This is a genomic window from Paenibacillus sp. LT-B23 (genome assembly GCF_059417685.1).
On record NZ_JBSQBM010000018.1, the window covers coordinates 91,315 to 113,407 of the forward strand.

Consider the following 22,093-nt stretch of genomic DNA (forward strand, 5'->3'; position numbering starts at 1 on the left):
TTTTTCTATCCTTTATATGGATATTTTTTAGCGAAAACAGGGTATAAAGTCTTAGTTTTTAAGGTTTTAGGGTGCATACACTGCTATAAATTTTAGTCATTAAGGGTGATGGAGTAATGCTTGCGAGCATATTAAAATAAATATACGAACAAACATTCGTTTTCGATTTCGTTAACGGTGTCTTTGGATGGGTGGAAAATTCAACTGACAACGGGTCAGAAGCGGGAGCAAGAAGGAAGGGGAACGACATGAAGCTGGCTGTAACTGTAAAAAGTTTGGGAAAACGAAAGCCGGAACTCGCAAAACAGGAAATGGAGCTGAATCCTGCCCCTGAAACTTTGCGAGAACTGATTGCTGCTACCGTCGCCCTGAATGTCCGCAGACTGCGTGAAAAGCAGGAGAGTGTCGCATTGATCCCGTTCCTCACAGGGCAAGAGGTTCAGGCGCAGGGCGAGACAGGCAAGGTAGGATTCGGGTCCATCTATAATGATGGTGTTCCTGATGTGGAGGATGCGGTAAACACGGCGATGCAGGCTTTTGAAGACGGCTTGTACAGGGTTTTTGTACGTGACGAGGAAGCTACTGTGCTGGATGCCCCTTTGTTGCTTGAGGATGGAGACGAGATTGTATTTATACGGTTCACAATGCTGGCCGGAAGCCTATGGTAGAGGGGGAAATGAAATATGCATCAGGAGAAAAATGAGCAGGAATATTTCACCGAACTGAAGGGGCGCGCGGCGCAACTGGATGGACAACAACAGGAATTGGCCCAACATGTTATGGAACTGGGTCGAATTCATTACATACGCGAGGATGAGGAGCCTTTTAACGAATGCCAGCGCATATTAAAAGTACAGGCAGAAGCAAGCGGAGAGCCGCTGTTCAAGCCACTGGCAGAGGTGCTGCGTCAGTTGATTGGAACAACGGCCGGAGATGTGTTTGCATATATAACAGAGCATGTGACTGAATATCCTTACAGTACAGGGTATGAGCGTAAACCGTTCCGTACCTCGGATATCACATTCCATACTTCGCGGATTTATAAAAGACTGGTGCAGCTTATCCGAATGGACTGGATCGGCTTCTCGCTTATAGATTATTTAACGAAAAAGGATTATGAACATGGGAATGACTATCGGATTCAAGAGACGATTAGTGATTGGATAGCCTATGAGTTGGACAACGGTAATCCGCAGGTGTTGAAGGCGCTAAAGGGTATTGTTTATGGCGATAACCAGACTGCGCTTCTTACGCGTGCCATGATTAAAGGAATGCTCTTGAGCCATCAAGAGGAGAATTACCATATGGTCGGCGAGCTTTTGGCAGCTGCCAAGCTTCAGGAGGGATTGCGCCAAAGCATCGTGGAGCAAATGGATGAAGGAACCCCGGAGGCTCTTGTATATCTGTTGAAGGTGATTATCGATCAGGGTTTCATTCGTTACAGCTCGGTGGTACGGGCGCTTGTGGTATGGACAGGCATGGGCTTGGAGTCTGCTAATCAGCGGGTGGTTCGCCAACTGATTGAGCAGGCGTATGAAGCATTGACGAAAAGCGAGCTGCGTCAGGAATGGCTGACTAGCGCGAATGCCAATGAGGTATATATGAGCTTGTGGGCTACCGCAGTACATGAGGAACGTGATCTGTATGGACAAGTTCGGCAAGTCATGGAACAGGGAGCACCTTATCAGAAGATTGTAGCGCTTTATGTACTCTCTAACAGTGAAAACAAGGATGTGCGTCTGGGGATTGCCAGAGAATATCTGAATGAGACGGACCCGGAGCTTCAATATTGGGTATTGACGAACTATACAAGTAATTATTTTTACGAATGGGTAGAAGGCGGGACGGTCGCGGATCGGATCGTTAAAGTGGTGCGTACTCCATTACTGAAAAATAAAGAAGAGCGACGCAAGGATTTTGAGCGACTTCATGCTCTGTTTTCACAGATGAAAAAAGGCGAGTCTGCCCAGCCCTCCAAGGTGCTGGATTTTGTAAACGTTTATCACCGTTCGGATGCACCGATTCAAAAAATGCTGTATCTCGTCAGTTATGATATGGACGCGACCTGGATCGGTGAAATCGTAGCCTTGAAGGATCAGATTAGCCCTGATCTGCGTGGCGAGCTGCTGAATCATTTTGTGCAGAACCCGGATGATACGGTGCAACGTGAATTTATTTTCTCAAGCCTGTCCGACAAAAGTATGAGCATTCGCGAGTTCGCTGTTGCCAAGGCGCACAAGCTGACACTGGCGGAAGAGGAAATGCATCAAATGGAGGGGCTATTGAAGCTCAAGACGGGTTCCCTGCGGCAAAGTGTCATTGGTGTACTGCTGGTACAGCCGGAGAAGTCTCTGAATAGTTCGTTGGAGCGGTTGCTTCGGGCAAAGGCGGAGCTGCAACGATTGGGCGGACTAGAAATATTGACGAAAATCTATGCAGACCCCGAGCGTGCCGAGCAGTATGAAACCCTCCAGCCTTTAGCAGATATTATCCAGCAGCCGACGGCTAAGGAAGAACAACTGCTGTCCAAGCTGGGGCAGGAGGATGCTTATACGGGGACAAACGGCTTTGGCTTGTACGAGCCTGCTGCCAAGGAGGCTTGGCTGGAGAAGCATCCGGATCTGGGTGATTTCCGGTTGGGTGATGTTTTTGTGGGTTCACTGGAGAAGATGAAGCAATTCCTGAGCGGACTGAATGAGTTTGTCCACCAGCATCGTGATGTAGAATATACTGCTGAGTATTATTCGGGCTACAAAGAAACGCTGCTAATCGGTGCTAATTTTCGTACCGTGCGGTTGGCTCAGCCTAATGAGGAAGCAGTTTCCATGCTGTCTTTATATCCTCTTCACGAGGAATGGAGTCGTTATTTGCAGGAGAGCGACATGGAAGCCAGTGAACTGCTAGAGCTTGTTTTATATGACCGATTCGAGTCTATGGATCAAACACTTGACCGCTATTACCGTTATTTCTCCAATCATAACATGGACTATTCAGAACTGAGCAAGCACAAGCTGCTGGAAGGATGGCGTAAAGATTTCGCTGAACAAATGTATCCTTTAGATCGAATTAACGAGATGCAGCGATGGATAGCAGAGCTGACGTATAACGATCAGGTAAGCACGCTGATTAATGCTTATTTCCTGGACACTCCCGGTGATAAAACCTTTGATACCATTGATTTCTCGTTGAATACATTGATGCAAGCTATGCCGAAGGACCGACCTGCTGAGGACATGGGAATGCTGCACCTGCTGTCCAGCCCGTGGATCGGGTTGGAGAAAGGGCGTGTATATGATGATGAGTCCTTTAAACGTTTTTTCCATACTTTTGTTAACTATAATGAACTGGCAGGTGTATCAAATCACTTTTATTCACCGTTGGATCTGGAGGATTATTTTAAAGCATATGAAAAAGGACTGATCGGTGTAGGAGAAGTGTATCGGGAACTGTTGGCTGGCAGTGACAGTAGAAGACATATGAGTTCCTTAACGAATGCCCGCAATACATGGATTGCCAGCAATCCGGAATTTTTGGAAATACGGAGTACGGTTATTGACCGACTGCTGGAGGTTGAATTGGTTCGAGGTGATTTGCCTACCGAGGCTACCCCAAAAGTGATGGGCTTGAGCCGAATTGAAGGCATGGATTATTTCCTCCGTATTCTGGATGGACTCGACAAGGAAACGTTCGTGCGTGGTTATGTGTATGGCTACGGCGATCGTATTACCAAAAAGGAATCGTTCAGCCACTTGCTCAAGGCATGTTATCCGCGTGATGGCGAGGATTCTTCCTTGCTGAAGGAAAAGCTGAGTAACGCTAAAATTACGGATAAACGTCTGCTGGAGGCGGCAATGTATGCTCCACAGTGGATTGAAATTGTAGCAGGCTACCTCGGATGGGAAGGTCTTCGCAGTGCTGCATGGTACTTCCATGCGCATATTAATGAAGGTTTTTCCGCCGAGAAGGAAACGATTGTAGCTCATTATTCCCCGATTGCTCCGCAGGATTTTAATGATGGAGCCTTCGATATTCACTGGTTTCATGAGGCCTATGATACGTTGGGCGAGGAACGATTTGATCTGCTGTACGACTGTGCCAAATATATTTCGGCCGGAGCCAATCATCGCCGTTCCCAGTTATTTGCGGATGCGACGCTGGGTAAGCTGAAACTGAGTGAAATGAAAAAGTCGGTCGAAGACAAACGGAACAAGGAACATTTGCTGACCTACAGTCTGATTCCTCTTGTCAAACCTCCTGAACCAGATGTACGGGAACGTTATGACTTCATCCAGAAGTTTTTGGAACAAAGCAAAAAATTCGGGGCACAGCGTAAGGCCAGTGAAGCTCTGGTTTCACGAATTGCGCTTGGGAATTTGGCACGTAATGCAGGTTATGATGATGTAACCCGGCTCGTGTGGGACATGGAAGCCCGTAAGCTGGAGGATCTTCGGTCTTATTTTGAGCCACATGCTTTGGAAGAGGCCACAACGATACAACTGGTCATTGATGAAGAAGGAACGGCAGAAATTGAGATTGTCAGCAAAGGGAAGACGCTGAAATCTATTCCGGCTCGCTTCAAGAAGGATGAGTATGTTGCTACGTTGAAGGAGCTAAAAGGCGATCTGGTGGATCAGTATCGTAGAGCCCGCAAGGAATTGGAACGCTCTATGGAGTCCGGTACAGCCTTTATGATGAAGGAATTAACGGGATTACTGGGTAACCCTGTGCTTGCTCCGTTGGTGCGGACGCTGGTTTTCAAGGCTGGAGATCGCCTGGGATATTTCAATGAGGGTACATCCGGGTTGGCCGATCCTTCGGGTCAACAGTATCCCGTAGGTGAAGAGGACAAGCTGATCATTGCTCATCCGCTCCATTTGTACGAAAGTGGTCGTTGGAGCGACTTCCAGAAGGATTTATTTGACCGCCAGATTCGTCAGCCGTTTAAGCAGGTGTTCCGTGAGCTGTACTTGCCAAATGCAGATGAACGTGCAAGCGCCACGGTTTCCCGTCGATATGCAGGACATCAGGTACAGCCGAATAAAACGGTAGCCCTGCTGAAAGGTCGCCAGTGGACGGTCAGCTATGAGGAAGGACTACAGAAGGTGTATTATGCCGAAAACCTGATTGCTAACCTGTACGCGATGGCAGATTGGTTCTCACCAGCCGATACCGAGGCTCCTACACTGGAGACGGTGCAATTCTTTGATCGGACAACGTATAAGAGTGTGCCGTTGGAGGAAGTCCCTCCAGTGCTGTTCTCGGAAGTCATGCGGGATGTAGATTTGGTCGTCAGTGTTGCTCATGTGGGTGGTGTTGATCCGGAAGCCAGTCTTACGACTATTGAAATGCGTAGCGTTATTGTGCAGGAATCGTTGCGTCTGCTGAAAATCAGTAATGTACGCTTGGATGGCAATTACGCGCGTGTAGACGGCAGCCTTGGTGAATATGCGGTGCATTTGGGAAGCGGCGGTGTCTACAAGCAGGCGAAGGGAGCGCTGCATATCATTCCGGTGCATTCGCAGCATCGTGGGCGCATCTTCCTGCCGTTCCTGGATGAAGATCCAAGAACAGCCGAGATTTTATCCAAAATTGTACTGCTGGCTGAGGATCAGAAAATCAAGGACCCGCAAATTCTTACCCAGCTTCAGGCGTAGGATTCTACTCTACTCGCAAAGGTGTAGCGTGAAGCCCTGTCCATGCAGATTCGTGTGGCGGGGCTTCATCATTTGCGTCAGATAATTCTTTTGTTCCTGGCAGGCGTTTGCTAGAATAAAGGGGATTGTGTAAGTCAACGTTGACCATATTGCAGGGAGGGACACAAGTATGAGCAAGAAGATCAAATGGGGAATTGTCGGCACGGGATGGATTGCAGATCAATTCGCTGCGGATTTGGCGCATGTTACGAACGGGGAAGGGTACGCTGTAGGATCACGCACTATTGAAAGCGCTACCGAATTTGCAGCCAAGCATCAAATTGCACGCGCTTATGGAAGCTACGAGGAGCTGGCTCAAGATCCTGAGGTAGATGCTATATACATAGGCACTCCTCATCCTTTTCATAAAGAAAATGTTCTGACGGCTCTTCGGGCGGGGAAATCCGTTCTGTGTGAGAAACCTTTCACTGTGAATAGCGGGGAACTGGAGGAACTGATCGGCTTTGCGCGTGAACATAAGCTGTTCCTGATGGAAGCGATGTGGACACGCTTTTTGCCTGCGATTCGCCAAGTGCGGGAGTGGATACATGCAGGACGAATTGGTGAGGTGAAGCTGGTTAAGGCGGAATTTGGTTTTCGCGTAGATTGGAATCCCGAGGGACGCTTATTGAACCCCGATCTGGGCGGAGGTGCTTTATTAGATACAGGGATTTATCCGGTTTCTTTTGCTTCGATGGTGTTTGGTCCTGAACCCAAGCATGTATGGAGTACCGCTCATATTGGGGAAACGGGCGTTGACGAGACGTTCTCCATCCTGTTGGATTACGGAAACGGGCGCACGGCTATGCTTAACGGGGCAGTTCGTCTCGGACTGACGAATGAGGCATACATCCATGGCACAAAGGGATATATCCATATCCCATCTTTCCTGAATAGCACATCGGCTATTTTACATGTAGACGGTGAAGAGGCACAAACCTTTCAGGATAGCCGAGCTTCCACAGGGTATGCCTTTGAAGCAGAAGAAGTGGGGCGTTGCCTGAATGAAGGCTTGCTCGAAAGTACCACGATATCTTTGGATGAATCACTGGGTATTATGAAGCTGATGGATCAGATTCGCGCACAGTGGGGGCTTCGGTATCCTTTTGAGTAATTTAATTATGAATTGAATAAAGAATAAACCACTTAAAGTCCAGAGAGCTTTTGAAGCTCTTTGGACTTTTTTGTGTACACCGTTTGGAATTAATGCAATCTCCATAAATCGGCTCAATCCCAACTTTGGTCGCAGATTAAAAATGTTCATATGAGCACTGGAATGAGTGGGTCATATGAATCATTTTTTGTGATTTAAATTAGTTAAAAAATAGTCATATAAAAGTGACAAAAATGTAATTAAATCATCAGTTAACGGAATTGGTAACGCTCTCTTTCTATGAAAATAAATGATGGTCCTAGGAAGTGGTTTCCAGAATTTTTCAATGAAATTTTCAGAAATATACGGTAGGGTGTTGTACGTGTCACTTGAGCCAGTGCGGCTTTTGCTGACTTGCTTGCTTATCCCGTGGCTCTTGATTCTTGTCGGAGCTCGCAGGATCGAGAGCCTTTGCAAGCCTGGAGAGTTGAATTGGCATTCACCTCATGACCTAACATCAAGGAGGAATTACAAACGTGAAAGTGAAATCAACATGGTTGTTTCGTATGATGATGATGACCGTCATTGCTGCTGTTGTGATCGGACCGATGAATATTGCAGGAGCGGCAGGCAGCCGGGCAGATCGGCCCTGGATGAATACGTCCCTTTCGGCTGAAGAACGGACGACGCTGTTGTTGAAGGAAATGACGCTAGAAGAGAAAATAGATTTGGTGACTGGCAAGGTCAACAATTATTATGGATTCTACAATGATCCAATTGAGCGTTTGGGTATCCCGGCGCTGACGATGGCAGATGGTCCTGGCGGGGTACGTATCGCCAATCCGGATGTTCAGAACAAGCAATCTACTGCACTGCCAGCTCCAATTGCGTTAGCTGCAACATGGGATACCAAAGCTGCCAAACAGTATGGTGATCTGATCGGAGACGAGGCTTTTAATACGACCCATAATGTCGTGCTCGGACCGGGGATGGATATTGCCCGCATTCCATGGGGATCGCGGAACTTTGAATCTATGGGTGAGGACCCGCTGCTGCAATCGCAAATGGCGACCGCTTATGTCAAAGGTGTACAAAGCCATCCTGTGTTGGCCACAGCCAAGCATTATCTTTTGAATAATCAGGAGACGGAGCGCTTCACGACGAACGTCAAAGTCAGTGACCGTGCGCTGCATGAAATTTACATACGTCCGTTTCAGGAGGTTATTGCCAAGGCTGATTTGGGAGGGGCGATGTGCTCTTTTAACAAGGTCAACGGCGAGCCTGCTTGTGAGAACAAGACCCTCTTGACGGACCTCTTGAAGAAGGAACTTCAATTCAAAGGTTTCATAATGAGCGATTACGGTGCGAACCTGAGTACAGTAGAGTCCGCTAATGCCGGCTTGGACCTGGAAACACCAGGTACACCTTTTGGTAAATGGGGAGATCAACTGTTGACTGCTGTCAAGAACGGCAAGGTAAGTGAGAAAACAGTTGATGATAAGGCTGGGCGTATTTTGGTGCAAATGTTCAGCAAAGGGTTGTTTGATCATCCGGTTAAAAATAAGCAGATTGATGCCCGTGACCATGGCAAGACGGCCCGTCAATTGGCTGAGGAGAGCATGGTGCTGCTGCAAAATAAAAATAATACTTTGCCAATTTCCAAGGATAAGCTCAAATCCATTGCTGTTATCGGTCCTGATGCAGATAGCGGCACTGTAGCAGGCGGAGGCAGCTCGTTGGTGAACCCGACGTATACTGTAAGTCCGTTAGAGGGAATCCGCAACCGTGTCGGCAAAGGGGTAACTGTCCAATATGCACCGGGTACAGACCCGATTTCTGCGGGAGACATTATGCCGGGTCCATCGGCTGTGCCATCCTCATTGCTGACCACATCCGACAAAAAAGAGGATATCAGCGTTGGATACGCCACTTATGGAGATGACGAACAGGGACTGCGGGGCGAATACTGGAAGAACAACAAAATGGAGGGCAGTCCGGAGCTTGTACGTAATGATGGTCAGGTCAACATGAATCTTGGATTCTATAATTACCAGGGCTTTAATGCGAAGTCCCCTAAAGTTCCCAATACGCCAACGACACTTAACGGCTTGATATCGGCGCGCTGGACGGGAGCAATTGCAGCACCTAAGGATGGCGATTATGCATTATCTTTAACCAGTTTGGGATCAAGCAAGCTATATCTCGATGATAAGCTATTTGTGGATAATCAGGGTACGAAGCTGGGTACCACGAAGAAAAACATCTCGCTCAAAGCAGGTGAAAAGCACAAGGTGCGGATCGAATATCGTGCCGATTATCCGACAAATGGCCGTGATTCCGGCGGAATGGTTCGTTTGGGCTGGGAACCTCCAGCAGATACGTCAGACAAGCTGATTGACAATGCGGTGAAGCTGGCGAAAAAGTCGGATGTAGCGATTGTCGTCACACGTACTTATGAGAGCGAAGGCTATGTTGAGCGTTCCGATATGGAACTGCCAAACAATCAGGATCGGCTGATCCGTGCGGTTGCCGCGGCGAACCCGAAAACCATTGTTGTGCAAATGAGCGGCAGAGCTGTACAGATGGACACTTGGCAGAATAAAGTTCCCGCCATCGTACAAGCATGGTTTGCTGGTCAAGAGCAGGGGAATGCCATAGCACGCGTTCTGTTCGGGGATGTGAATCCTTCCGGCAAGCTGCCCGTAACCTTCCCGGTTAACGAGCAGTCCACGCCGGTATCCTCACCGGAAAAATTTCCGGGTGTGAACGGAATAGGTGACTATTCGGATGGTATTTTTGTAGGCTACCGGGGATATGAGAAATCAGGAATTCAACCCGCATTTTCCTTCGGATACGGCTTATCCTATACGACGTTTGGCTATAGCGATCTGAAAACAAAACAGCACGCAAGCGGAAAGAAATCCAATCGTACGAATTCCGTCGAGGTCTCGCTGAAATTGAAAAATACCGGAAAAGTAGCTGGAGCAGAGGTTGTACAGGTGTACAGCGGTAAGCTTCCGACGAATGTAGAAACTCCATCGCGGCAATTGGCAGGCTGGTCCAAGGTCGAGCTGAAGCCGGGCCAAGAGAAAAATATCCGCGTGGAGCTGGACCCGAAAGCCTTCTCCTACTGGGATGAGAAATCCAAAGCATGGGTTATGCCATCGGGTGAAGTACCCATTTATGCAGGTAGCTCCTCTCAGGATATCCGTCTGACAGGAAGTGTTACCCTTCCGGCAGCATCTACAGGAAAGACAGCGAAGTAACCCCGTTACATTTGTTTTAAAATGGTTATATTCAAGAGAGCGCGGGCAATGCACCGGCTCTCTTTTTGCGCTAGGTATGCAAGGGGGATTCCAAGTGAAAGCTGAAACAGAAGGAAGGCTGAGGACGATGAAGAAACCCCAAAAGCAACGACGTTCCAACATGTGGCTGCTCGTAGCTGCAACTGCGATTTTGGTCTGTGCTATTCTGGTCAGTATTGCTATACGAAATAACCCTGAGCCGAAAGTAGAAAGTGACGTCAGCATGTGGCTGACGACACCGGACCCGGCGAATCGCTTGACCGAGCAAGCTCCGATACATTGGAGTAACGATAATGCTAAAGGCAACACAGCGAACTTGAACGTACTGACGGTTGAGGTAAAGCCAGATATTCGTTACCAGACGATGGAGGGGTTCGGCGCAGCGGTATCCGGCTCGTCCGCTTATCTGATGATTCACGGCATGTCTCCGGATCAGCGTGACCAGTTACTCAACGATTTGTTTACCGCGAGCGGTATTCAATTGAGCTATATTCGTCACACCATCGGGGCATCCGATTATTCGGTGGATGAACAGGGACAGCCCAGCAGCTATACCTATGACGATGTGGCATCAGGCAAGGACTATGATCTGAACCACTTTTCCATTGCCAAGGATCGGGACGTGACGGATGTGCTAAAGCAGATCGTACGAAGAAATTCTGACCTTCGGATTATGGGAACCCCGTGGACTGCGCCGCCCTGGATGAAATATGGGGAGCAGACCTTCAATGGCTGGTATTTGGACTACAACGATCCGCGCGTCTATTCCGCGTATGCTGACTATTTTGTACGTTATATTCGGGCTTATGCGAACGAAGGCATTCCGATTCAGGCGATTTCCATTCAAAATGAGCCGGAGTTCACCACGTCCAAGTATCCCAGCATGAGTATGGGGGCAGCCGAGCAGGCAAATTTTATTAAGCAATATCTGGGTCCTGCCCTAAGTCGGAACAAATTGTCTACCCAGATTATTGCTTTTGACCATAACTGGGATACCGGGAGTGACTATGCCCGCATGGTGATGGGAGATGAGCAAGCCCGAAGCTATACGCATGGCACGGCCTTTCACTGCTACAAAGGAGAGGCTACAGCGATGACAGACGTGCATAATGCCTTTCCGAATAAGGCCGTTTTCATGACAGAATGCAGCGGGGGGCAGTGGAGTCCGGATTTTGGAGATAATTTGAGCTGGGATATGTCCAAGCTGATCATCGGCGCACCTCGCAACTGGTCGCAAAATGTCCTGTTCTGGAACGTGGCGCTTGATCCATCCGGCGGCCCGACAAATGGTGGCTGTACCAACTGTCGCGGTGTGGTTACCATTGATCCGTTGAGCGGTGCCGTTACAAAAAATGTGGAATACTATGCGATTGGACATGCCAGCAAATTTGTTCGCCCGGGTGCGGTACGTATTGATTCCACGCAGTACAGCGGAAATATTGAAACGGTCGCCTACCGTAACCCCAACGGTACCCTTGTCCTGATTGCTGCTAATACGGGAGCGGACGAGCGGACTTTCAAGGTTCGGCAAGGAAGCAAAGTCTTCACGTGCAAGCTTCCAGCCAAATCGGCAGCTACCTTTCAATGGAGCTCTTCGGCTTCATAAAAATGTACCATTCTTCTGAATGCTTACAGTAGATTTAGAGCGCTCAGCCTATACGGCTGGGTGCTCGTTTTTGTGTGTTCTAAAGTTCAAGCCGTGAGAAGATAAAATTTTAACATTGTTCAGAATTGCTTCAGAGGCGGATGATAAGATTTTTTCAATATGGTTCGGCACTGACCATCACTCCATCCTTCAAAAAGTGAGTGCAGTCACACAAGTACAATGAAAAGCTTAACTATAATGTATACATATACATTGTTTAAATTTCGCTCTTTTGGAATCACGGTTCCAAGTATTCATGCATAAAGGAGAAGAATAGCCTCATGAATATACAATTACAGTTGGACCCCTTGTCAGTTGAACGATTAGCGAACGCGCTTTCAGCACGACCGGGAGTATTTAAGCTGTTTTATGACACAGAGGGCTGCGGATGTAACGGCGTAATTGTCATCTTGGTTATCACTGCGCCCAATGCTACCGATATAGTCATTCAGTCCGAGCCCTATTCTTTTTTTGTAGACCGGCAGCAGGAGCAGCAATTCGACAGCAGAATGCGGCTTGAGGCAGACCCTAATTATCCGTCATTTAAATTGAGCAGCGATGCGGGCCTATTCAGCAGCAACATTAGAATGAAAGATGTGCGTGTCAAATCGTCTACTTGAAGAGTGCTGGGTGGCTAGGGGAAGTATGTAATGTAAACGGAGACGACTATTGCGAATATGAAATCCCTTTTTGATAAATTGGGAATAAAACTTAAATAGAGAGCGGTTTTTAATGGAAAAGAATAATCTTGCCCAATTTCAAGAATATTAGGAGAACAAATTTACCAAACGCATTATTCATAAAGAAGCATGAACACGAAACCAGTAGCGAATCCCAAAAGACGAACCTCATCCAGCAAATATGGAGCGAAGTTCGTCTATTTGGACATATTCACTCAGCCCTCTAAGAACTAAGTTATTTAGGGTCTCCTTGTAAGTGGTACAATAACCATTATGATAATCGGAGAAGGACGTTGAGATGATGAAAAACTTGCTCGTTTCGGGCTACCGCGCTCATGAATTGAATATTTTCAACCAAAAGCACGAAGGCATTCCATATATCAAAAAGGCGATCACAGGCAGGCTCATTCCCCTGATTGAAGAAGGACTGGAGTGGATTATTACCCCTGGCCAGTACGGGGTGGATCTGTGGGCCTGTGAAGTGGCAATTTCACTGAAGCAGCAATATCCTCACTTAAAATGCTCCATTATGGCGGCCTATCAAAATATGGAGGAAAAGTGGAAAGAGGACAAAAAGGAGTATTTCCAGCAGATCTGTAAGGGAGTTGACTATGTGGGAGTAGTCAGCCGCCAGCCTTATCAGGGAATATGGCAACTCAAGGCACGGGATGAACTGCTTTTCCGCAAAACCGATGGTTTATTGCTCGTTTATGACGAGGATGCCGGGGAGGGCAGCCCACGTTTTATGAAAGAAATGGCATTAAAAAAACAACAGGCAGAAGGCTATCAATATATCAGCATTAGCTCAGAGGATATCCAGAGCATAGCGGATGAAGAACAATTATTCATGGACCTCTGATTTTTAAAGCATTAGCTCGGATTATTGAACAAAAAGGACGTATTCGTCCCTTTACTTTTATGTAAGCGCTATCATAAAATTTAAACAACAATAATTTATCAGTCAGATAAAATAAATTTATTGAAAAACAAATTATGAAAGGAGTTAAGGATTCAGATGAAAAAAAGATTTCGGTATACTGCGCTGCTCTGTCTCGGTGTCATTTTGTGTGGAACAGTCACCCCGATGGATTGCCAGGTCTCTGCTGCTTCTACGAGGCAAATGGAAAAGCTGAGTCGGGGAGCCGTCGCGGTCAAGGTGCCAGAGGGTGTGCTGGTGAGCTGGCGACAGCTGGGCACGGAAGCGGATTTGGTCAGCTTCAATCTGTACAGAGGGACAAGCAAGGTCAATGATGCGCCGATTACGTCGAAAACCAACTTTCTGGACAAGGCAGGTACGACTTCCTCTTCGTACACGGTTCGTGCCGTGGTGAATGGAACAGAACAGGCTGCTTCTCCTGCGGTAAAGGTATGGAGCAACAACTATCTGGATGTTCCCATCCAGCAGCCTGCGGGTGGTACAACCCCGGATAAGGTGAGCTACACGTACAATGCCAATGACGCCAGTGTAGGTGACCTGGATGGGGATGGCGAGTATGAGATTGTGTTAAAATGGGACCCTTCCAATGCCAAGGACAATTCACAATCTGGCTACACGGGAAATGTATTTTTGGACGGCTACAAGCTGGATGGAACACGCCAATGGCGAATCGACCTGGGTCGGAACATTCGGGCTGGAGCGCACTACACGCAATTTCTCGTTTATGATTTTGACGGAGACGGCAAAGCAGAAATCGTATGCAAAACAGCAGACGGCACTAAAGATGGCACAGGGGTGACCATTGGCAACGCCTCGGCGGATTATCGCAATGCCAGTGGTTATATTTTGGACGGGCCTGAATTTTTGACCGTGTTCTCGGGCGATACGGGCAAAGCACTTAGCACGATTGACTATGTACCGCCACGGGGAACGGTATTTAGCTGGGGAGATAATTATGGCAACCGGGTGGATCGTTTTCTCGCCGGGGTTGCTTATCTGGATGGCGTGCGGCCCAGCATTGTGATGGCACGGGGTTATTACACCCGGACGGTTCTGGTCGCGTACGATTGGCGTAATGGTAACTTGAATCGACGCTGGACCTTTGATAGCAATAGCTCCACCAATGCCGGAACCGCTGGACAGGGCAACCATAGCTTGAGTGTGGCGGATGTGGATGGAGACGATAAGGATGAGATCGTGTACGGCTCGCTGGTGGTGGACGATAACGGGACCAAGCTAACAAATACGGGCATGGGACACGGCGATGCGCTTCATGTTGGGGATCTGGACCCGGACCGTTCAGGCTATGAAGTGTTTAAGGTAAACGAGGACAAAAATGCAACCTACGGCGCTGCCATGTATGACCCGCGTAATGGAAACATATTATGGGGCGTAAATACAGGCAAGGATACCGGAAGAGGTATGTCGGCAGACATTGACCCGCGTACCAAGGGCAACGAACAATGGGCACCGGGCATCGGCGTACGTTCTGCCAAAGGAGAGCTTATCACGAATACGCTACCGTCCTCCACTAATTTTGGAATCTGGTGGGATGGCGATTTGCTGCGTGAGCTGCTGGACCATACCTCGTCGAGCGCTGGCAAAATTGACAAGTGGAACTATACCAACTCAACCACTTCCAATTTGCTTACGGCGACGGGCACCAGCTCCAATAACGGAACGAAAGGAACTCCGTCCTTGCAGGCCGATCTGTTCGGAGACTGGCGCGAGGAAGTGATTTGGCGCAAAAGCGACAATTCAGCACTGCGTATCTACACAACACCATATGAGTCAGAGTATCGTTTTTATACACTTATGCATGATCCGTTGTACCGCCTGAGTGTAGCGTGGCAGAACGTGGCCTATAACCAGCCTCCACACACTGGGTTTTATCTGGGAGAAGGGATGTCCAAGCCCGCGCAGCCGAATATATACACCCCTTGATTTGCAGGTCAATTTGCAGGTCGAAATGAAACGCGAATGAACAAAAACGGAAAGGGTTCCGGGTTGATCGGAGCTCTTTTTGTCGTGCCAACAAAGAAGACAACGTATGATTTTCATAAAAATGGGAACATTAGTTCTTATTAGCGAAATATACGTATGAAAAAGGAGGCGGGATATGTGACTTCTCTAACGACGGAAGGTATGATTGCGCTCGTAACCAATGTCGGATTCCCTGCTGCATTAAGTCTGATTCTGTTAAAATATATCCTTGTCACCCTTAGCCACAGATTGGAGCAGCTTGACCGGTCTGTTAAGCAACTGTCCCAATCCCTGGAAGAGGTGGAGGCAAAGCGAGTGAAGCAGTCGGAAGAAACTCACCCGGCAAATACGGACAAACTTCGTGCAGAATGAACAAATAAAGGCAAATAGAAACAATTTAGCAACCCAATTGTGGTGCGGGATTCTTATAATAGAAACGTGTGCAGTTTATGCAGGTATATGATTATGGAGGTGCATCGAATGATGAAAACAGGTATGAAAATAAATACGAAGCTATCCGCGCTGTGCATCGCAGCTACGCTTATGAGCGTAGCACAGGCCGCAGCCGCCGCGCCCGCCGTGACCGCTCCAGCGGAAGCGACGCAACCGGGCATTGCCAGTCCGGCAGCATCGGCCCCAGCCAAGGTGCCAGCACCAGCAGCATCTGCGTCGGTTACGGCGCCAGCCCCGGCACAAGCGCCGTCGGTTCCAGCAGCATCGGCCCCGTCCGCAGCCGCGGATTCCGCCAAAGCCGCTACACCAGTAGCTCCGTCTGCACCAGCACCGCGTCCATCCGCGTCGGTAGCGCCAGCGGCTGCTCCGTCCGCACCGTCGACTGCGAAGCCGTCCAAGCCGCAGCAGCCGTCCACTTCGGGGCCAGCAGCAGCCGCTGCTACCAGCGTGAAACCAACGCAGCTGGACAAGTTGAATCACGAGAGCGCCATTCCGCTCGTGCTGGAGGCGCAGTCGCGCTATCTGTACGCGATCAGCGGTGGTACCACGGTGGGCGAATCGTTCCAGTGGAACGGCAAAAGCTACCGCTATCTGTCCGAGGACATCGGTACGAAGACCAAGCTGATCAGCTATCTGACGCAGGCATACACCAAGCAGGCAAGTGAGCAATTTGTTGGAAAATTTTTTGTTGAAATTAACGGAAAACTAGCTCAACTGGACGCAGATGGTGGTAACCTGCTGGAGTTCAACCGGGCTACAGCGAAAATGGTGACGATGACCGCGGTTAAGCGCAGCTATCTGCTGACCGTGCCTTATCCGGCAGGAACCAAGCAGGCGAACGAGAAAATCACCGTAAATTTTGAAAAGGTCGGCAGCTACTGGAAAATCAGCTCCCCACCGCATGTCGTTTTCTAAATTAAGATTTTGCAACATGCTTCATATGGGGTAAAGTGAAGTTAAGACTTGTTTCGTAAGTCCCAATTCAAGGCAGGGGAGTGCTGCGCAATGATGACACCCATCAAGGTAAAAGACGTTAAGGATATTGAAAAAATCAATCAAATCGTTTCGAATTATACCTATGACATTTGGATTCATGGCAAAAGCGGCATGGCAGATGCCAAATCCATTTTAGGCATGTATGTGCTAAAGCTGGATGAACCGCTGACTCTGGTGGTGCCCGACACTGTCAATCCCAAAAAACTGTTCAAGGAGCTGGAGGAATTTATTCATTTTCCTGCTCAAGAAGGATAACAGACAAGTAAACACCTGTAGACGCTGCATACTCTAATTAAAAATCTACTAATTCAAAATAATGCAAAGAAGCCGTGGAACGCTTGGATCCCACGGCTTCTTTTTTTAATGCTCCTCCTCGTCCAAAAACGGGAGATTCACCGAATAGTACATGACTCCCATCAGCAGCACACCGCCAACCAGATTCCCGAGCGTAACCGGAACGAGATTATGGATCACACCAGCGACAGAGACTGTACCCGGATGGTCCAGCACGAGGGCAATGGCGAAAGTACACATATTAGCCACGCTATGCTCATATCCCGAAATGAAAAAGCAGAACACGAACAGCATCATGGCAAACATTTTCGCGCCGTTTTCCTTCATGAACATGGGCACGAAGAAGGCAAGGCAGACCAGCCAGTTACACAAAATAGCCCGGAAGAACAGTTGCATTGCAGGCGCTTCCATTTTATGCTCCACCACGTTCAGCAAAAAGCTGTTTACATTGGAGGATTCAAACAGCCCGGTCAGGAAAATAAGGAGCGCGAATACCCCCGCACCCAGCAAATTACCGCCATAGCTGGCAGCCCACAGCCGAAGCACCTCACTCCAGCGCAGCTTCTTACGGAGCGCCGCGTAGGTGTAATAGAAGGTATTGCCTGTAAACAAATCCCCGCCGCCGTATGCGATCAGAATGATAGCCGCCCCGAATGTTAGCGCCGCCATGGGATAAGTGAATGGAGAATGCTCCATGTAAAAAAAGTTGCCCGTCTTGAACGCTACAATAACACCGAACCCGATGAACATACTCGCCAGCATGGAACGCGCCAAATACCGGAGCAGGCTTTGTTTGTAAATTTTGTACTTCTTCATGGCTAGCTGTTCAACATTGCGTAAGCCCTCCGTCTCCATTTCCAACGACAACCTCCTATTTTCACAGATGTAAATCTTTAAACAGACCTTATTTTTTCTGAAGCATCGCCCAGTTAGTCGGTAATCCTGTTAGCTTAACAAACCAAGCTTTTGCAGCCCGTACAAAATGCCGTCTTCATCTGCGCGCTTTGTTACCATTTTAGCCGCAGCCTTGGCTTCATCACAGCCGTTGCCCATCGCGACACTGTTATGTACAGCCGTCAGCATTTCCACATCGTTCAAACCGTCGCCAAAAGCGTACTGATTTTCATCGGCAATGCCCAGTCTGGACGTAATTTCGCGGATGCCTATTGCTTTGGAGCCAGCGTGAGGAACAACGTCCACAGAACTCGGATGCCAGCGCACAAAGTCAAAAGCTTTGAATACCGCTTCATAGAAAGGTTCTTCTTCTACCGTACACATCAACAGCGTCTGATAAATATCTCTTCCCTGGAAATAAAGCGGATCGTATCCAACCGAAAGCTTGGCCTTGAACGTTTGAAGCGATTTTTCTACAAGCTCATCGTTAGGAATATTAGCCTTCATGTTGGTATGATCCATATATACGATCGCATGATTATGTGTGAGGGCCAGATCAGTCATGGATTGCAAAGCTTCTCTGTTCAGCGGATTTGTAGCAACTACTTCCCCACGAAGCACGACATATTGCCCGTTAAAGCTGACATAAGAATCAATTTCAAGCTGCTCACGGATTTCCTTGAACATAAAAGGCGCGCGTCCTGTGGCAATAGCTACCTCATGGCCCTGCTCTTTCAAAGCAAAGACGGCCTTTTCAGCCGTTAGCGGCATTTTTTTGTCATCGTCCAGTAAAGTACCGTCGATATCGAAAAAGATAATTTTTTTGTCTGACATGTTCTTACACCTGACTTTCAATAATGTATTGTCGAAATGGACTCATATGGATTCATTATATCAAAGGAACTGCTCCTGAATACACAAATACGTATAAATCCTCATGAATGTCCGACTTCTATAGCTTACAATATGAAATAAGGATTACTGTAAAAAATAATGCCTATCTCCTATTTTCATAGACGGGATGTGATCATCATGACGAAAATCCAAGTCACACCGGAGCAACTGGATAGCGTGGCCTCCCAATTTGCCAATGCCCACGGAACACTGTATAACCAGTTAAACGGCCTGGATAACACAATGAACAATCTTCACAGCCAGTGGGACGGTATGGAGAGAAATCGTTTTTATAACGACTATCGGACGGCTAAATATACGCTTTCTTCCGTGTTAAACAAGGTTCAATCCATTGAAATTGAGCTGAAAAGCATTGCTTCGAAGTTTAGAAGTACGGATGACAACCCGCGTGGCTTCTGGACTGCATTAGCGGCGGCTATGAGCGCTAGTGCAGCGTCGGCGGGCGGTGGAGAAGCCGGGAAACAAGCTGGAGATGCCTCCGAGCCTCCTAAAAACATAGATGACTGGGATCGGGCCGACGCCGATAAATACCATCAATATGAGAAATTACTGAAAGATGCCGAGGCGATGGGAGACAAGCAGGTTATGCAGAAAATCCACGACCAGATGAACGTCCTGCGGCTGCAATATGAGGACTCGGTGACCCGTACAGATTACAATACAGGAGAAACGTCCAAGATCACGTCTGATTCTCTCGTCGCCGTCACCGAGCTGACGGGTAAGGATGGCACAAAAACGGATATTTCCATAGATAAAAAAGGTAACGTCGTCAGCTACCAGCAAAATACCGACAAATATGATTACTGGGTCCAAAAGCATACCCAATCCGCCGAAGAGCACGCTCTGGGTAAAACGGCCCAGACCGTCACCGGATATGGCATAGGTCTTATATTGTCGCGCGGAACTGGCGTTGGTGGAGCAGGTTCAGGTGCAGCCTCCGGCTGGGGAGAGCACGTCGTCGGCATCGGCGGTGGTATGATCAGTGATAAGGTACTATTCTCCGTTCCCGATGAGGGCGAAACCCGCACCATGATCTACCGAACCAACAAAGAAACTGGACATATCGAAAACATGATCATCGTCACCAAGGGTGAGAATGAAATGGAGTACCGTTACTGGGAGGACTATAACTAGAAGCGGTCATGAGCTGGGAACGATCATACTCAATGCGAATAGGAGTATCTATAAAATCTACAGTCTTTTTTTCTGGAACAGGTGAGTGGCAGTTGGAAACTGTAAAACTTGCTAGCTGGAGAAGTCTGTAGATTTTTTGTTTACCAAAATTTTAATTACTATAAGTTGCTTAAATGAATAGAATTTATGGTTTTGGCAGCAAATCACTGAGTAAAGATAACGATTTTTTAAAGCCCTTCCTTTAATTTATATCTCGATTTAGATAAAACATAGATTAGCAGCAAGATTAAAGAAAGATCTAATATTATTATTTGGATAAACAGTAAAATATAAATATAATGTATATATTTATATTTTTTCATATAAATAAACAAATTTATATTTTTAATTTGTTGTTTTTTATTTGATGAAAATAAAGAAAAATCGATTATTTTCAAGAAAACGACTTCATTTGTCGATAAGCAACAAAAATCTACATAACACGACCTGTTATTTACAAAAATGTAACATTTGAAGGTTGACTAATTGATTGACTTTGTTGAAATAAATAGTTATTTTAATTCGTAAAAGGTGTAAAACATTGGTTGAAAATTTTAATTATAAATTACTATTATAAACTTTTTAATTATTTCGATATACGGATGTAATATATTTTTCTTGATACATCTTGAAAAAATAAGATATTTTTTATCACTCCGTTAAATTTCTGCTTTAATACTTCAAAGGTTATAACTTGCAACTGAGGTTAAATTTGAAAAGTACATAATAAGAGATATCTTAAAAGTTATCTGGAAAAGAGGTTTTCAGATGAATAAAGTATCGTTCATTTTTCCTGGCCAGGGTTCGCAATATGTCGGTATGAGTAAAGAATTCTGGAATGATTTTACTGTGGTAAAGCGTTTGTTTGAAGAAGCAGATGATACATTGGGTTTTAAGCTCTCAAAACTTTGTTTTGAAGGTAACCCTCATGAACTTGTTCAGACCATAAATGCTCAGCCCGCATTGCTCGCTGCCAGTCTTGCTGCTTATCATGTCAGCAAAGAGGTATTGGAATTGGAACCTCAACTGATGGCAGGACATAGTTTGGGAGAATACTCTGCATTGGTATGTAGCGGATACCTTTCTTTTCAGGATGGACTTCAAATTGTGAGAAAACGAGGGATGTTTATGCAGCAGGCTGCCGCTAATGGAACAGGTACTATGGTTGCCGTTGCGAATGTCTCTGCTCCAATTCTGGAGAACTTATGCACGGAGGTATCTACTGATCGTAAAGTTGTATCTATTGCATGTCACAATTTGGATGACCAGTACGTTCTATCGGGACATCGAGAATCGTTGGATCAAGTAGTGGAACAAATAAAACGTCTTGATAAGAGTAAAGTTAGCTATCTTGCAGTAAGCGGACCTTTTCATAGTATCCTGATGAAATCTGCAGCAGATAAGCTTGCGATAGAACTAAAAAAATTCCCGCTGCGAAAGGGGAAATGGCAGGTTATTTCTAATGTAACAGCTTTACCGCATGATGAAGCATCGATCCATGATTTACTTTACAAGCAAATGATACGACCCGTACGCTGGGCTGACACGATGGATTATCTATACCAGAATGGTATCCGTACCGTGTTAGAATTGGGGCCTAGGCAAGTACTTGGACAACTAATGAAAAAAAGATATCCTGTTATTTCAACCTTTTCTATTAATAGTACATCTTCCCTAAAAGTAGTGGAACAGTCGCTATGGAAGCAACAGAGTGTACGTACAAAAATACTTGAGCGCCTGGAGGAAGGGTTTGCAGCGGCGCTCATCGCCAGAAACAGGAATGGGGATTTTGAAAATCATATGGAGGGTGTTGTTTATCCAAGCCAACAGATTAGAAAATGGATCGATGATCTTCATAATAATAAGGATGGCACAGATTATAATTCCATTAATAAAGAGGTGCTAGAGTTACTCCGTACTATACTCGTTACTAAACAAGTACCCGAGCATGAACAGCAGACGATTCTGAATATGATTTGAACAAGGTTCATCGGTTATGTCATTGGAAATTGTAAATTTATTGCTGGAAGCT

15 protein-coding genes are annotated in these 22,093 nt (G+C 46.9%); 13 read left to right on the forward strand and 2 right to left on the reverse strand.

Annotation, left to right across the window (positions count from 1 at the left end):
* Nucleotides 1-248: 248 nt before the first annotated feature.
* The 11 genes from ACWXW9_RS21030 (at nucleotide 249) to ACWXW9_RS21080 (ending at nucleotide 17,040) form a co-directional block, all read left to right on the forward strand.
* Nucleotides 249-668, forward strand: a complete 420-nt coding sequence (locus ACWXW9_RS21030; protein ID WP_149095928.1) for a hypothetical protein — start codon at nucleotides 249-251, stop codon at nucleotides 666-668.
* A 15-nt stretch (nucleotides 669-683) separates the two neighbouring features.
* Nucleotides 684-5,654, forward strand: a complete 4,971-nt coding sequence (locus tag ACWXW9_RS21035) for a DUF4132 domain-containing protein (RefSeq protein WP_494931001.1) — start codon at nucleotides 684-686, stop codon at nucleotides 5,652-5,654.
* Between the two features lie 169 nt (nucleotides 5,655-5,823).
* The gene (locus ACWXW9_RS21040) at nucleotides 5,824-6,807 is read left to right on the forward strand and encodes a Gfo/Idh/MocA family protein (protein ID WP_494931002.1); all 984 of its coding nucleotides are present in this window, start codon (nucleotides 5,824-5,826) and stop codon (nucleotides 6,805-6,807) included.
* A 515-nt stretch (nucleotides 6,808-7,322) separates the two neighbouring features.
* A complete protein-coding gene (locus ACWXW9_RS21045) occupies nucleotides 7,323-10,052 on the forward strand; it encodes a glycoside hydrolase family 3 C-terminal domain-containing protein (RefSeq protein ID WP_494931003.1) in 2,730 nt (909 codons plus the stop codon).
* Nucleotides 10,053-10,179: 127 nt separating this feature from the next.
* A complete protein-coding gene (locus ACWXW9_RS21050) occupies nucleotides 10,180-11,697 on the forward strand; it encodes a glycoside hydrolase family 30 protein (RefSeq protein ID WP_494931015.1) in 1,518 nt (505 codons plus the stop codon).
* A gap of 320 nt (nucleotides 11,698-12,017) precedes the next feature.
* Nucleotides 12,018-12,356: an iron-sulfur cluster biosynthesis family protein gene (locus ACWXW9_RS21055; protein WP_494931004.1), complete on the forward strand. Its 339-nt coding sequence runs from the start codon at nucleotides 12,018-12,020 to the stop codon at nucleotides 12,354-12,356.
* Nucleotides 12,357-12,717: 361 nt separating this feature from the next.
* Entirely contained in the window at nucleotides 12,718-13,275 is a 558-nt protein-coding gene (locus tag ACWXW9_RS21060) for an SLOG family protein (RefSeq protein WP_494931016.1), read from the forward strand.
* A gap of 156 nt (nucleotides 13,276-13,431) precedes the next feature.
* On the forward strand, nucleotides 13,432-15,297 hold the full coding sequence (locus ACWXW9_RS21065) for a rhamnogalacturonan lyase (RefSeq protein ID WP_494931005.1): 1,866 nt from the start codon (nucleotides 13,432-13,434) through the stop codon (nucleotides 15,295-15,297).
* Between the two features lie 177 nt (nucleotides 15,298-15,474).
* Nucleotides 15,475-15,708 (forward strand): hypothetical protein, encoded by a 234-nt coding sequence (locus ACWXW9_RS21070; protein ID WP_494931006.1) that lies wholly within the window; start codon nucleotides 15,475-15,477, stop codon nucleotides 15,706-15,708.
* A 123-nt stretch (nucleotides 15,709-15,831) separates the two neighbouring features.
* Entirely contained in the window at nucleotides 15,832-16,704 is an 873-nt protein-coding gene (locus ACWXW9_RS21075) for a DL-endopeptidase inhibitor IseA family protein (protein ID WP_494931017.1), read from the forward strand.
* A 90-nt stretch (nucleotides 16,705-16,794) separates the two neighbouring features.
* The gene (locus ACWXW9_RS21080) at nucleotides 16,795-17,040 is read left to right on the forward strand and encodes an HPr family phosphocarrier protein (protein WP_014279995.1); all 246 of its coding nucleotides are present in this window, start codon (nucleotides 16,795-16,797) and stop codon (nucleotides 17,038-17,040) included.
* Nucleotides 17,041-17,145: 105 nt separating this feature from the next.
* Here ACWXW9_RS21080 and ACWXW9_RS21085 read toward each other — a convergent pair whose 3' ends face one another.
* Together ACWXW9_RS21085 and ACWXW9_RS21090 are read right to left on the reverse strand one after the other, a co-directional pair.
* Nucleotides 17,146-17,934 carry a formate/nitrite transporter family protein gene (locus ACWXW9_RS21085; RefSeq protein WP_354453746.1) on the reverse strand — a complete coding sequence of 263 codons (789 nt, stop codon included), beginning with the start codon at nucleotides 17,932-17,934 and terminating at the stop codon, nucleotides 17,146-17,148.
* 90 nt (nucleotides 17,935-18,024) lie between these two features.
* Entirely contained in the window at nucleotides 18,025-18,807 is a 783-nt protein-coding gene (locus tag ACWXW9_RS21090) for a Cof-type HAD-IIB family hydrolase (RefSeq protein WP_494931007.1), read from the reverse strand.
* Nucleotides 18,808-19,005: 198 nt separating this feature from the next.
* Here ACWXW9_RS21090 and ACWXW9_RS21095 point away from each other — a divergent pair, with 198 nt between their 5' ends.
* Both ACWXW9_RS21095 and fabD read left to right on the forward strand, forming a co-directional pair.
* A complete protein-coding gene (locus ACWXW9_RS21095; protein WP_494931008.1) occupies nucleotides 19,006-20,022 on the forward strand; it encodes a WXG100 family type VII secretion target in 1,017 nt (338 codons plus the stop codon).
* 807 nt (nucleotides 20,023-20,829) lie between these two features.
* Nucleotides 20,830-22,041, forward strand: coding sequence for an ACP S-malonyltransferase (fabD, locus tag ACWXW9_RS21100; protein WP_494931009.1), 1,212 nt, complete (start codon nucleotides 20,830-20,832; stop codon nucleotides 22,039-22,041).
* The last annotated feature ends 52 nt before the right edge of the window (nucleotides 22,042-22,093 follow it).

Coding starts and splice junctions, on each gene's coding strand:
- ACWXW9_RS21030 (WP_149095928.1), top strand. CDS start 249: ATGAAGCTGGCTGTAACTGTAAAAAGTTTGGGAAAACGAAAGCCGGAA.
- ACWXW9_RS21035 (WP_494931001.1), top strand. CDS start 684: ATGCATCAGGAGAAAAATGAGCAGGAATATTTCACCGAACTGAAGGGG.
- ACWXW9_RS21040 (WP_494931002.1), top strand. CDS start 5,824: ATGAGCAAGAAGATCAAATGGGGAATTGTCGGCACGGGATGGATTGCA.
- ACWXW9_RS21050 (WP_494931015.1), top strand. CDS start 10,180: ATGAAGAAACCCCAAAAGCAACGACGTTCCAACATGTGGCTGCTCGTA.
- ACWXW9_RS21055 (WP_494931004.1), top strand. CDS start 12,018: ATGAATATACAATTACAGTTGGACCCCTTGTCAGTTGAACGATTAGCG.
- ACWXW9_RS21060 (WP_494931016.1), top strand. CDS start 12,718: ATGAAAAACTTGCTCGTTTCGGGCTACCGCGCTCATGAATTGAATATT.
- ACWXW9_RS21065 (WP_494931005.1), top strand. CDS start 13,432: ATGAAAAAAAGATTTCGGTATACTGCGCTGCTCTGTCTCGGTGTCATT.
- ACWXW9_RS21075 (WP_494931017.1), top strand. CDS start 15,832: ATGAAAATAAATACGAAGCTATCCGCGCTGTGCATCGCAGCTACGCTT.
- ACWXW9_RS21080 (WP_014279995.1), top strand. CDS start 16,795: ATGATGACACCCATCAAGGTAAAAGACGTTAAGGATATTGAAAAAATC.
- ACWXW9_RS21085 (WP_354453746.1), bottom strand. CDS start 17,934: ATGGAGACGGAGGGCTTACGCAATGTTGAACAGCTAGCCATGAAGAAG.
- ACWXW9_RS21090 (WP_494931007.1), bottom strand. CDS start 18,807: ATGTCAGACAAAAAAATTATCTTTTTCGATATCGACGGTACTTTACTG.
- ACWXW9_RS21095 (WP_494931008.1), top strand. CDS start 19,006: ATGACGAAAATCCAAGTCACACCGGAGCAACTGGATAGCGTGGCCTCC.
- fabD (WP_494931009.1), top strand. CDS start 20,830: ATGAATAAAGTATCGTTCATTTTTCCTGGCCAGGGTTCGCAATATGTC.